Origin of the sequence: Lacisediminihabitans sp. H27-G8 (genome assembly GCF_046156175.1) — a bacterium.
Classification (GTDB): domain Bacteria; phylum Actinomycetota; class Actinomycetes; order Actinomycetales; family Microbacteriaceae; genus Lacisediminihabitans.
In genome coordinates, this window is sequence record NZ_JAYLVL010000006.1 from 75930 (window position 1) to 88527 (window position 12598).

Consider the following 12598-nt stretch of genomic DNA (forward strand, 5'->3'; position numbering starts at 1 on the left):
AGAGGATTGAAACCAATCATTCCCTCCGGAAGAAACCTCGAAAACTAGTGTAACGAGGCCGTTATGCAGAGCGAAAGACCGGATATGGTGTGTGAAGAGCGCATCCGGCCATCGACGCCCCGCTGGTGGCCCGTTCGTCAGATAGGAAGGTCAACGTGGACAGTCTCGGTCTCAAATTCCTCTCGGAGATAGTCGGAACATTTCTCCTGCTCCTGCTCGGTGGGGGTGTCGTCGCCAACGTCGCCCTGGCGAAAACCAAGGGCTTCAACGGTGGTTTTCTCATGGTCACCTTCGGCTGGGGCCTCGCGGTCTTCGCCGGTGTGACCGCGGCGTACTACTCCGGAGCCCACCTCAACCCTGCTGTCACCATCGGCCTCGCGGTCAACGATCCGGCCAAGTGGCCGATCGGCACGGTGCTGGTCTATCTGGCCGGCCAGCTGATCGGTGCATTCCTCGGTGCCGTCGGCGTCTGGCTCGCCTACAAGCAGCACTTCGATGACGAACCCGACCCGGCCAACAAGCTCGGCGTGTTCTCTACCGGCCCGGCAATCCGCAGCTACGGCTGGAACGTGGTGACCGAGGTCATCGGCACCTTCGTGCTCGTCTTCGTCGTGATCGCCTTCGGCCGCGGCGGCGATGCCGGCACCAACACCCCGGCCGGACTCGCGGCCCTCGGCGCGGTTCCCGTCGCCCTGCTCGTCGTCGGTATCGGTGCCTCCCTCGGTGGCCCGACCGGGTACGCGATCAACCCGGCCCGAGACCTCGGGCCACGCATCGCGCACGCCATCCTGCCGATCAAGGGCAAAGGCGGCAGCGACTGGTCCTACGCCTGGGTGCCGATCGTCGGCCCGCTCGTCGGTGGCGCACTCGCGGGCCTGCTCGCGCATCCGCTACTTCCCCTGCTCGCGAGCAAATAGCACGCCGCTCGACGACAGATCGCCTCGAGAAACGCTGGGTGAGCATCCAGTCGTTTCACAACGGGCAGGCTCGCAATGGTTCGAGTCTGCCCAAACAGCAATGCCGCAACACCGTATTTCCACCCGTTACATGGAGGTAACTCATGACTGATTACATTTTGTCGATCGACCAGGGTACGACCAGTACTCGTGCCATTATTTTTGACCATTCCGGCTCGATTGTTTCGTCGGGTCAGTTGGAGCATGAGCAGATCTTTCCGAGGGCGGGGTGGGTGGAGCATGATCCGAAGGAGATCTGGGATAACACGCGTGAGGTGATCGGGCAGGCTCTGTCGAAGGCGAATATCACCCGTCACAACATCACGGCTGTCGGGATCACGAACCAGCGGGAGACTGCGGTGGTGTGGGATAAGACCACCGGGGTTCCGGTGTACAACGCGATCGTGTGGCAGGACACCCGCACGCAGCCGATCGTGGACCGCTTGGCGGCCGGGGATGTCGATCGGTATAAGCAGAAGGTCGGGTTGCCGCTGGCTACCTATTTCTCGGGCACGAAGATCGTGTGGATTTTGGAGAACGTCGAGGGGGCGAGGGAGAAGGCCGAGGCCGGGGACCTGTTGTTCGGCACTACCGATTCGTGGGTGTTGTGGAATTTGACCGGCGGGGTCGAGGGTGGGGTGCATGCCACCGATGTGACCAACGCGTCGCGGACCCTGTTCATGGATCTGGAGACCTTGCAGTGGGACGAGTCGATCCTGGCCGACTTCGGGGTTCCGGTATCGATGCTGCCGGAGATCCGTTCCTCCTCCGAGGTATACGGGATGGTGTCGGAATCGTCGCTGCTGCGTGAGGTTCCGGTGGCGGGGATTCTGGGTGACCAGCAGGCGGCCACGTTCGGGCAGGCGGCCTTCGATGCCGGGGAGTCGAAGAACACCTACGGCACCGGTAACTTCCTCATCTTCAACACCGGGGAAGAGATCGTGCACTCCAAGAACGGGCTGCTCACCACCCTCGGGTACAAGCTCGGCGACAACAAACCGCATTACGCGTTGGAGGGCTCGATCGCTGTCACCGGGTCGTTGGTGCAGTGGTTGCGGGACAACCTCGGCCTGATCAATTCGGCCCCCGAGATCGAGGACCTGGCCAAAACTGTCGACGATAACGGTGGGGTGTATTTCGTGCCCGCGTTCTCTGGCCTGTTCGCCCCGTACTGGCGTTCCGATGCCCGGGGGGCGTTGGTGGGCATGACCCGTTATGTGAACAAGGGACACATCGCCCGCGCCGCGTTGGAGGCCACCGCGTTCCAAACCCGCGAAGTCCTCGACGCGGTCAACGCCGACTCCGGAGTGGATCTGACCGAACTGAAAGTCGACGGCGGAATGATCGCCAACAACACGCTGATGCAGTTCCAGGCCGACATCCTCGGAGTCCCGGTCGTGCGTCCCGTCGTGGCGGAGACCACCGCGCTCGGTGCCGCGTACGCGGCCGGGCTGGCGACCGGGTTCTGGTCTGACCTGGACGAGTTGCGGGCCAACTGGCAGGAAGACTCCCGCTGGACCCCGAACATGGACCCCGACGAACGCGACCGTCAAATCCGCCTCTGGAAAAAAGCCGTCACCAAGACCTTCGACTGGGTCGACGACGACGTCAAATAACCGAACAGAGCTGATCGAGCCCGTCGAGATCCTCGCGCCGCACCAGCGGCCGCGGGGCTCGGCGGGCTCGTTCCGTTAGGCGTGGCGGGCCGACCGATCGGCTCTCAGGCGTTGGTTGCGGCGACCCAGTCGTCCAGCTTCTGAGAAGCCGCACCGGAGTCGATAGCGTTCGCCGCGACCTCGATCTTCGCCCGGAAACGATCCAGGATGCCGAGCTGAAGCTGCGCGGGATCCCGCGCAAGGTCGAAGGCCACGAGACCGGCAGCTGCGTTGAGAAGCACGATGTCCCGCACCGGTCCGAGCTGACCGGCCAGCGTCGCACGCGCGACTTCCGCGTTGTGGGCACCATCTGCTCCGAGCAGATCGGAGATCTGTGCTCGGGGGATCCCGAGTTCGAGAGGGTCGAGGTCGTGCTCGGTGACCGAACCGCGCGACACCTCCCAGATGTGGCTGTGTCCGGTCGTGGTGAGCTCGTCGAGTCCGTCGTCGCCGCGAAACACCAGCGCCGTCGCGCCGCGGGTGCGGAAGACGCCGACGACGAGGGGCACTTTGTCCAGATGCGCGACGCCCACCGCATTGGCCTCACAGCGGGCCGGGTTCACGAGCGGACCGAGGAAGTTGAACGCGGTCGGGATCCCCAGCTCCCGCCGTGTCGGACCCGCGTGGCGGAACCCGGGGTGGAACAGCGCGGCGAACGCGAACGTGATGCCCGTCTCGCCGAACACGCGCGCGACTCCCTCCGGATCGAGCTCCAGATTGATGCCGAGAGCGGCAAGCACATCCGATGATCCAGATGCCGAGCTCGCGGCACGATTGCCGTGCTTCACCACCGGAACGCCGGATGCCGCAGCGACCACCGAGGCCATGGTCGACACGTTCACCGTGCCGAATCGGTCCCCGCCGGTGCCGACGATGTCGAGGGCCATCGGGTCGACCACCAGGGGAAGTGCGTTCTCGAGAATCGCGTCGCGGAATCCGACCACCTCGTCGACGGTCTCCCCTTTGGCCCGCAGGGCAACGAGGAAGCCCGCAAGCTGGGCGGGAGTCGCGTCTCCGTTCATCACCTGCTGCATGGCCCATGATGCTTCGCTGATAGCGAGGTCTTCACCATCCAAGAGTGTGCTGAGAATGCTGGGCCAGGAGAGGTCGGAAGGCATGACTGCGATCATAGCGATGAGCCTTGGCGAGCCTGATAATTTGACCGAACTACCGCTGCGAATGAGAAATGAACTCGCCGTGATCAGCCATAATGGATAAGTGACCAGCACCTCGATCTCCCCCGGCCTCAGCGCTCCCGTTGTCAATCGACCGAGCGTCGTCGCCGTCGGCACCATCGTCTGGTTGGGCAGCGAGGTCATGTTCTTCGCCGGCCTCTTCGCCATCTACTTCACTCTGCGTTCCACCTCGCCGGAACTCTGGGCCGCCGAGACACCGAAACTCAACGTTCCCTACGCGCTCACCAACACGATCATCCTCGTGGCCTCCTCGTTCACCGCGCAGTTCGGCGTGTTCGCTGCTGAGCGCTTGCAGAAACGACGCACCGGTCCCAGCCCCGTCAAATGGGGCATGGTCGAGTGGTTCTTCGCCAGCTACGCCCTCGGAGCGATCTTCGTCACCGGCCAGGTCTTCGAGTACGCGAACCTCGTGAGCGAGAATGTCTCTCTCGCCTCGAACTCCTACGGTTCCGCCTTCTACATCACCACCGGATTCCACGCCCTTCACGTCACGGGCGGCCTGATAGCAATGCTGCTCATCATCGGTCGTGCGTACAGCGTGAAAAACTTCGGCCACAAGGAGGCGACCTCGACCATCGTGGTCTCCTACTACTGGCACTTCGTCGACGTGGTGTGGATCGGGTTGTTCCTGGTCATCTACGTTCTGAAATAGTTCGAATCCATCCAGAGGAACCAGGGATACACCACAGCATGGCGAAGAACAGCAAGACCACCGGGGCTGGCACCATCGGCCGTCGTGGTCGGCGTCATCCACTTGCCACGATCGCTCTGATCACCATCGGGCTCGTCTCGACCGGCGGCGCCTACGCGCTGTTCAGCAGCACAGCGTCGGCAGAGACCTCGTCGGTACACACGCAGGCGTCGGCGGATGAGGGGAAGAAACTCTTCTCGTCCAACTGCGCCACGTGCCACGGCCTGAACGCCGAGGGCGTCGACGGCGTCGGACCGAGCCTCTACGGCGTCGGAGCGGCATCGGTGAGCTTCCAGGTGGGCACCGGCCGCATGCCGCTGGCCAACCAGGGTCCACAGGCGGAGAAGAAGCCGGTGCAGTTCACCGACAGCCAGGTCGCTTCGCTCGCCGACTATGTCGCCTCCCTCTCCCCCGGTCCCGCAATCCCGTCGGAGAAGTACCTCAAGGCCGACGGCAACGCGTCGACTGGAGCCGAGCTGTTCCGCATCAACTGCGCCATGTGCCACAACGTGGCCGGCGCGGGTGGCGCCCTCACCGAGGGCAAGTTCGCCCCGGCTCTCTCCGGGGTGCTTCCCGTGCACATCTACGAGGCCATGGTCACCGGCCCGCAGAGCATGCCGGTTTTCAATGACACCAACCTGACGCCGACGCAGAAGGCCGACATCATCACCTACCTGAAGTACCTCGACAAGAATCCGTCCCCGGGCGGATTCGACCTCGGCAACCTCGGGCCGGTGTCAGAAGGACTCTTCATCTGGATCTTCGGCCTCGGCGCGATCGTCGCCGTGACCATCTGGATCGCGGCCAAGGCGAACTAGTCGCCCGGGCGCCGTCCGGCTCCACGCTCCACATCACCGCACCACAAGAATTCCTGCACCACCGAAAGGACCCAGAATGGCACAGCACGACGACGGTGGCACAAACGCCGCTGCCGGGTCGGCCGTAGTCCGAAGCGAACCCCCCGTGGCCAGAACCGGCACGGCAGTCGTACCTTCTGACGCCTTTGAGAACCCGGGACTCCCCCCGCACCGCCTGCGCGCCACCGACCTCGATCCGCAGAAGGATCGTGTCGCCGAGCGTCGCGTCTACACGCTCTTCTTCCTCTCGATCGTCGGCAGCGTTTTCGCTGTTGCGGCGTACGTGGCGTTCCCGATCATCCCGGGCAACACCAACTCTGTGCGCCTCAACACCGTCTTCCTCGGACTCGGGATCTCGCTCGGGTTGCTCGCTATCGGAATCGGCGCGATCTACTGGTCGAAGAACCTCATGCGTGGCGATGAGATGTCGGAATCCCGTCATCTCACCCGCGGAACCGAGGCCACCCGCGAGAAGGCCGTGGAGATCTTCAAGCTGGGTAACCAGGAGTCCGGATTCGGGCGTCGCACGCTCATCCGCAACAGCCTCGTCGGTGCCCTCGTCGCATTCCCGTTGCCGGCAGTCGTGCTGTTCCGTGACCTGGCTCCTGCCGCGGATCCGGTTCCCCAGCTCGAGCACACCATGTGGGCCAAGGGAACTCGGCTCACCCACGACCCGTCCGGCACCCCGATCAGGGCTGCGGATGTCACGATCGGATCCGTCTTCCACGTCATCCCCGAGGGGCTCAATGACAAGGAAGATCGACTCGAACAAAAAGCGAAGGCTGCAGTCCTCTTGATGCGCCTCAAGCCCGCGGATCTCAACATCTCCGCTGGCCGCGAATCTTGGAATTACGACGGCATCGTCGCCTATTCCAAGATCTGCACCCACGTCGGATGTCCGGTAGCACTCTACGAGCAGCAGACGCATCACCTGCTCTGCCCGTGCCACTCCTCGACCTTCGACGTCACCAACGAATGCGAGGTCATCTTCGGTCCGGCTGCACGCCCACTGCCGCAGTTGCCCATCGCGATCGACTCCGAGGGATATCTCGTCGCGCAAAGCGACTTCCACGAGCCCGTCGGACCGAGTTTCTGGGAGCGAGCATGACCGTCACTGAAACCAAGCCCGCTGCCGCCCCGACCGTCACCGAGACGCCGACGGCAGCAGCACCTAGTCGTGGAGCACGATTCACGGGGGCTGCAGCGAACTACATCGACGAGCGCACGAGCATCTCGGGTCTGGTCAAGGAGCTGGGTCGCAAGATCTTCCCCGACCACTGGTCCTTCATGCTGGGCGAGGTCGCTCTCTACAGCTTCGTCGTGATCCTGCTCTCGGGCACGTTCCTCACGTTCTTCTTCCAGCCGTCCATGGCGGAGGTGACCTACGACGGCTCCTACGTGCCGCTCAAGGGCATCCAGATGTCTGCCGCGTACTCGTCGTCGCTCAACATCTCGTTCGACGTGCGTGGTGGGCTCCTGTTCCGCCAGATCCATCACTGGGCTGCGCTGCTCTTCGTGGCATCCATCGGCCTTCACATGCTCCGCGTCTTCTTCACCGGCGCGTTCCGCAAGCCGCGTGAGATCAACTGGTTCATCGGCTTCGTGCTCTTCGTACTGGCGATGGCCGAGGGCTTCACCGGATACTCGCTCCCCGATGACCTGCTCTCCGGCAACGGCCTCCGCATCATCGACGGGATCATCAAGGGCATCCCGGTGGTCGGAACCTGGATTTCCTATTTGCTCTTCGGCGGGGAGTTCCCCGGAACCAAGCTCGTGGCGATGTTCTACTCGATCCACATCCTGTTGCTGCCGGCCATCCTGGTTGCGGCTCTCGGTGCGCATCTCCTGTTGATGATCGTTAACAAGCACACCCAGTTCGCCGGACCGGGACGCACCAACGACAACGTCGTCGGTGTGCCGATCATGCCGATCTTCGCCGCCAAGGCCGGAGGCTTCTTCTTTGTGGTCTTCGGAGTGATCGTGCTGATCGCCTCGTTCTTCACGATCAACCCGATCTGGACCTACGGGCCGTACGACCCCTCCCCCGTCTCCGCAGGGACCCAGCCGGACTGGTACATCGGATTCGCCGACGGCATGCTCCGTCTGATCCCGCCGGGGTGGGAGGTGGTGTGGTTCAACCACACCTACTCCTTCAACATCATCGTGATCACCGTCATCCTGATCGCCTTCCTGGGGATCGTCGCGACGTACCCCTTCGTGGAGGCCTGGATCACGGGCGACAAGCGTGAGCACCACATCGCCGAGCGACCGCGCAATGCGCCCACTCGCACGGCGATCGGAGCGGCGGGAGTCACCTTCTACGCGGTGCTCTGGGCGGCAGCCAGCTCCGACTTGATGGCGACGCACTTCAAGATCACCATCGAGGGCGTCATCCACGTGCTCCAGGTGCTCTTCTTCCTCGGCCCGGTGCTGGCGTTCTTCATCACGAAGCGCGTGTGCCTCGGCCTGCAGAAGAAGGACCGCGAGATCGCGCTGCACGGCTTCGAGTCCGGTCGTATCGTGCGACTCCCCGGTGGTGAGTACATCGAGGTGCACGAGCAGCTCGACGACTACGAGCGCTGGCGCTTGGTGAGTTTCAACGAGTACACCCCGTTGATGATCCGCCCGGATGCCAACGGTCGCATCTCCGGAGCCCAGCGCACCCGCGCCGCCCTGTCCCGCTGGTTCTTCGAGGATCGCATCGCGCCGGCCACGAAGACCGAAGTGGAGCGCTCCGGACACCACTAGCTCGTATCTGAGTGACGAACTCGAAGCCCCGGCCAGCACCATCGGCCGGGGCTTCAGTCGTGCCCGGATACTGTCGTAGTACAGCTAGCACCTTGGGGCACGCGGGGACACGCGTGACGATCCAGCGGACGTCTGCGAGCACTCCGCAACGCACGGCGCCAGGCCGCCTTTCGTTGACGATGCCGGCGAGGCTGGTTCGGAATGCGGAACGCGGAGGAACCACAGCGCCCGGATATCAGCGGACGAAGGGATCCCTCGACTGCGGTGACACAGACGCCTACGGTCAGTCGTTGACGAAGCTCTTCTTCAGGAAGTCGGAGGTCGAGCGGTAGTCGAGTCGCTCATAGAACCGGGCCGCATGGCTGCTGGCCACGGTGAGCTGACGGACGCCGCGGGAGCGGCACTCGTCCTCGATAGCGGCCACCAGGAGGCTCCCGAGGCCACGATCACGCGCGGGGGTGTTCACGGCAAGCTCCTGCAGCTGGGCGGAGTCACCGTTCGTGTAGAGCAGCCGCTCGATCGTCGTATAGGCGTAGGCCGAGACGACACCGTCCAGTTCGGCCACGAGCAGCAGATGGTCCCTGCTCGGCTCCACGCCGTGCGCGAAGGCCTCGGCGAAGGATTCACGATTCGGCTTCTCACCGATGCCGAGCTGCTCGACGAGAGCGAACACCGCGTCACGATCGGCGGGCGAGGCCAGTCGCACGTTGGTTGGGCTAGCGGGCGAAGTTTCCGCGGTAGTACTCATAGACCCACCCTACGAGACTGATCATGGTGATCGCGGCACCAATGAAGGCAATCCACACTCCGATCGCGATTCCCATGAACAGGAGCGCCCCACCGGCGGCCAACATGATGGGCCACCAGCTCCAGGGGCTGAAGAATCCCTGCTCCGGGTCCCCATCGTCGATGTTGGCGTCCAGGCGGTCCTCCGGCAGCAATCCGCCGACGGACTTATTGGTGCGCCCGAGGTAGAAGGCCACGAATGCCGAGAGGATGGCAGCGAGCCCGATGGCCACTGCGCCAACCCACTCGACGGGTGAGCCCTCTCCCCCGCCCTGGGTTCCGCCGAGCTGGGTGACGTACCCGGTGTTGTGCTGGATGATGCTCCAGGTCACGTAGGTGATGTCCGCTGCGATGAAGAAGGCGCAGAGGATCCAGAGCATTTTCGCTTGGGCGTTCATGGTTCTACTTCACCTGTCCGTCGGCGACATCGTAGGTCGCTGCTTCCGGGGCGTCCTTGAACGGGCCAGCCCCGCCGATCCCGACCGGAATCCCCGCTTCGGGGTGGTTGAGATCGAAAGCGGGAGACTCGGAACGGATGCGCGGAATCGACGTGAAGTTGTGGCGCGGCGGCGGGCAGGAGGTCGCCCACTCGAGCGAGCGTCCGTAGCCCCAGGGGTCATTCACCGTCACGCGCGGTGCGGTGCGGGCGGTGATGTAGACGTTGAAGATGAACGGAAGCATCGAGACGCCGAGAATCATGGCTCCCACGGTGGACAGCTGGTTCATCCAGGTGAACCCGTCCTGCGGCTGATAGGTCGCGTAGCGACGCGGCATCCCCATCACTCCGAGCCAGTGCTGCACGAGGAAGGTGGTGTGGAAGCCGATGAAGAGCAGCCAGAAGTGGATCTTGCCCAGGCGTTCGTTGAGCATCTTGCCCGTCCACTTGGGCCACCAGAAGTAGAAGCCGCTGAACATGGCGAAGACGACGGTGCCGAAGACCACGTAGTGGAAGTGGGCCACGACGAAGTACGTGTCCGACACGTGGAAGTCGAGCGGCGGCGATGCGAGGATCACGCCGGTGAGACCACCAAAGGTGAAGGTGATGAGGAATCCGATCGCCCACAGCATTGGGGTCTCGAAGGTCACCGAGCCGCGCCACATCGTGCCGATCCAGTTGAAGATCTTCACGCCCGTCGGAACGGCGATGAGCATCGTCATGAGCGAGAAGAAGGGCAGCAGCACGGAACCGGTGACATACATGTGGTGCGCCCACACCGTGACGGAGAGTGCCGCGATGGAGATGGTGGCGTAGACGAGCGTCTTGTAGCCGAAGATCGGCTTACGGCTGAACACCGGGAAGACTTCGGAGACGATGCCGAAGAACGGCAGCGCGATGATGTAGACCTCGGGATGCCCGAAGAACCAGAACAGGTGCTGCCAGAGGATCGCACCACCGGCCTCGACGTTGTAGAGGTGCGACCCGAATACCCGGTCGGATCCGAGGGCGAACAGGGCCGCTGCCAGCACCGGGAAGGCCATCAGGATGAGGATCGAGGTGACGAGGGCGTTCCAGACGAAGATCGGCATGCGGAACATGGTCATTCCGGGAGCACGCATCGTGACGATGGTCGTGATGAAGTTGACGGCTCCGAGAATGGTCCCGAATCCGCTCAGGGCGAGACCGAAGACCCAGAGGTTTCCTCCGAGGGACGGAGAGAAGGTCGTGGTCGACAGTGGCACGTAGGCGAACCACCCGAACGACGCCGCGCCCTGGGGGGTGAGGAACCCGGCGACCGCGATGAGCGAACCGAAGCTGTAGAGCCAGTACGCGTAGGCGTTGAGACGCGGGAAAGCGACATCCGGAGCGCCGATCTGGATCGGCATCAGGAAGTTCACGAAGCCGGCGAACAGCGGCGTCGCGAACATCAGCAGCATGATCGTGCCGTGCATGGTGAAGAGCTGGTTGTACTGCTCCTTCGTTGCGACGATCTGCAGGCCGGGCTCGAACAGCTGAGCGCGGATGACGAGCGCCATCACCCCACCGAGCAGGAAGTACAGGAAAGAGGTGATCAGGTAGAGGTACCCGATCTTCTTGTGGTCGGTGGTGGTGATCCAACTGACCAGGATGTTGCCCTTGGGACCCACCCGTGAGGTCGTGAACTGGCTGTTGCTCGTGCCGCCCACCGTCGGAGTCGGTGCGGGTGCTGTCGCTGTGCTCATGGTGATCGCCCTACTTCTCGGCCGACGGTGCTTTGTTGTCAGGCTGGTTCGTGTTCGTGTTGTACTCCGGGCCGAGGATTCCGGTCTGGCCCTTGTCGGCGAGGCTCTGGATGTAGTCGTCAAATTCCGACTGCGTCACGACCTTCACCTGGAACAGCATCAGCGAGTGGTAGTCGCCACACAGTTCCGCGCACTTGCCTTCGAAGGTGCCGAGCTTCGTCGGAGTGACGTACTCGTAGTTGTCCTTGCCGGGGATGTTGTCTTTCTTGTAGAGGAAGTCGATGACCCAGAAGGAGTGCGCGACATCGCGGCTCTCGATCTTGATCTGGACGCTCTTGTTGACCGGCAGGTAGAGGGTGGGGATCTTTGAGCGGTCGATGCTGCCATCGGCGTTCTCGAGCTCCTGGGCCTGGATGCCCGGGGAGTTCACGCCGTTGCCACCGGGACCGACACCCGGGTAGTTGAAGTCCCAGGCCCAGCGCTTGCCGTAGACCTCGACCTTGACGTCGGGGTTCTTCACGACGTGCTCGATCGAGTTCTGCTCCTTGGCCGTGAAGGCGAAGAAACCGAGCACGAGGATGAGCGGCACGATCGTGTAGAAGATCTCGATCGGAAGGTTGTAGCGCAACTGCACCGGCAGGCCGGTCTGCCCCTTGCGGCGACGGTAGACGATGGCAGCCCAGATGATGAGGCCCCAGGTGATGATTCCGACGGCAAGCAGCACGATCCAGGACGTGACCCAGAGACCGGTGATGCCCGAGGTGTGGTTGGTCGCGCCGGCGGAGCCTTCGGGGAGGAATCCCCGGAGCTGCTGCTGGCTACAGCCGGCCAGAATGACGACGAGCGTGACAGCGATTGGAGCTACTGCCCATCGAAGACGGCGGTTGGAGCGCACCTGGAACCTCTCGGATGACACGGACATACAGGACAACTGCTGGTTCGAATCCCAGCTTATTTGGTGCTCCAAGCCTACTCCGCAGGACGCGCGCTCTCGGACGGAATGGGCACCCGAACCGGCGATTTCCCTGAATTCGGGCAGCAAAAAAGGGAACCGCCCCAGGCGATTCCCTTCTCTGGATGCCGCGTGGGAGCCCGCTGTTAGCGTGCTCTCACTGAGGGCCGGGCCTCAGTGGAAACTGTCTCCACACGCGCAGCTGCCCGAGGCGTTGGGGTTGTCGATGGTGAAACCCTGCTTCTGGATGGTGTCTTCGAAGTCGATGGTCGCGCCATCGAGGTAGGGGACGCTCATCTTGTCGACGACTACCTCGACACCGTCGAAGTCGACGGTCGCGTCGCCGTCGAGCAGGCGCTCGTCGAAGTAGAGCTGGTAGATGAGGCCGGAGCATCCGCCGGGCTGCACTGCCACGCGCAGGCGGAGGTCGTCACGACCCTCCTGCTCGTAGAGGCTGCGCACCTTCGTGGCTGCGGTGTCGGTGAGGCCGACGCCGTGAGCGGAGGCTTCGGACGTCGTCTCGACGGACTTGGTTTCAGTCAGCGCGGTGTCGGTCATGACAACTCCTTAGGGTCGGCGAGTTCTGCTATCAAGTGT

At 63.3% G+C, this 12598-nt stretch carries 12 protein-coding genes; 6 read left to right on the forward strand and 6 right to left on the reverse strand.

Annotated features, from left to right (window positions below; all coding sequences use genetic code 11):
- Positions 1–155: 155 nt before the first annotated feature.
- Together VLI63_RS16350 and glpK are read left to right on the forward strand one after the other, a co-directional pair.
- Positions 156–917, forward strand: coding sequence for an MIP/aquaporin family protein (locus VLI63_RS16350; protein ID WP_409157923.1), 762 nt, complete (start codon positions 156–158; stop codon positions 915–917).
- Positions 918–1060: 143 nt separating this feature from the next.
- Complete coding sequence (gene glpK / locus VLI63_RS16355; RefSeq protein WP_409157924.1) at positions 1061–2572, forward strand: glycerol kinase GlpK; 1512 nt, start codon at positions 1061–1063, stop codon at positions 2570–2572.
- A gap of 104 nt (positions 2573–2676) precedes the next feature.
- Here the strand turns inward: glpK and trpD are convergent, their stop codons facing one another.
- Positions 2677–3729 (reverse strand): anthranilate phosphoribosyltransferase, encoded by a 1053-nt coding sequence (gene trpD, locus VLI63_RS16360; RefSeq protein WP_409157925.1) that lies wholly within the window; start codon positions 3727–3729, stop codon positions 2677–2679.
- 100 nt (positions 3730–3829) lie between these two features.
- On the opposite strand from trpD, the gene VLI63_RS16365 reads away from it, so the two are divergent.
- The 4 genes from VLI63_RS16365 to VLI63_RS16380 all read left to right on the forward strand — a co-directional run bounded on the left by VLI63_RS16365 (position 3830) and on the right by VLI63_RS16380 (position 8103).
- Positions 3830–4459: a heme-copper oxidase subunit III gene (locus VLI63_RS16365; RefSeq protein WP_409157926.1), complete on the forward strand. Its 630-nt coding sequence runs from the start codon at positions 3830–3832 to the stop codon at positions 4457–4459.
- A 38-nt stretch (positions 4460–4497) separates the two neighbouring features.
- Complete coding sequence (locus VLI63_RS16370; protein ID WP_354576164.1) at positions 4498–5316, forward strand: cytochrome c; 819 nt, start codon at positions 4498–4500, stop codon at positions 5314–5316.
- Positions 5317–5392: 76 nt separating this feature from the next.
- Positions 5393–6463, forward strand: coding sequence for a Rieske 2Fe-2S domain-containing protein (locus VLI63_RS16375; protein WP_409157927.1), 1071 nt, complete (start codon positions 5393–5395; stop codon positions 6461–6463).
- Entirely contained in the window at positions 6460–8103 is a 1644-nt protein-coding gene (locus VLI63_RS16380; RefSeq protein ID WP_409157928.1) for a cytochrome b, read from the forward strand. Before VLI63_RS16375 ends, VLI63_RS16380 begins: the two co-directional genes overlap by 4 nt.
- Positions 8104–8386: 283 nt before the next feature.
- Here VLI63_RS16380 and VLI63_RS16385 read toward each other — a convergent pair whose 3' ends face one another.
- From VLI63_RS16385 to erpA, 5 genes are all read right to left on the reverse strand, one after another.
- The gene (locus VLI63_RS16385; protein WP_185203671.1) at positions 8387–8851 is read right to left on the reverse strand and encodes a GNAT family N-acetyltransferase; all 465 of its coding nucleotides are present in this window, start codon (positions 8849–8851) and stop codon (positions 8387–8389) included.
- The gene (locus VLI63_RS16390; protein WP_409157929.1) at positions 8820–9287 is read right to left on the reverse strand and encodes a cytochrome c oxidase subunit 4; all 468 of its coding nucleotides are present in this window, start codon (positions 9285–9287) and stop codon (positions 8820–8822) included. Before VLI63_RS16390 ends, VLI63_RS16385 begins: the two co-directional genes overlap by 32 nt.
- A gap of 4 nt (positions 9288–9291) precedes the next feature.
- Positions 9292–11049, reverse strand: coding sequence for a cytochrome c oxidase subunit I (ctaD, locus tag VLI63_RS16395; protein WP_409157930.1), 1758 nt, complete (start codon positions 11047–11049; stop codon positions 9292–9294).
- Positions 11050–11059: 10 nt separating this feature from the next.
- Positions 11060–11971, reverse strand: coding sequence for a cytochrome c oxidase subunit II (gene coxB / locus VLI63_RS16400; RefSeq protein ID WP_185203668.1), 912 nt, complete (start codon positions 11969–11971; stop codon positions 11060–11062).
- Positions 11972–12175: 204 nt separating this feature from the next.
- Entirely contained in the window at positions 12176–12559 is a 384-nt protein-coding gene (gene erpA / locus VLI63_RS16405; protein WP_185204030.1) for an iron-sulfur cluster insertion protein ErpA, read from the reverse strand.
- Between the last annotated feature and the right edge of the window lie 39 nt (positions 12560–12598).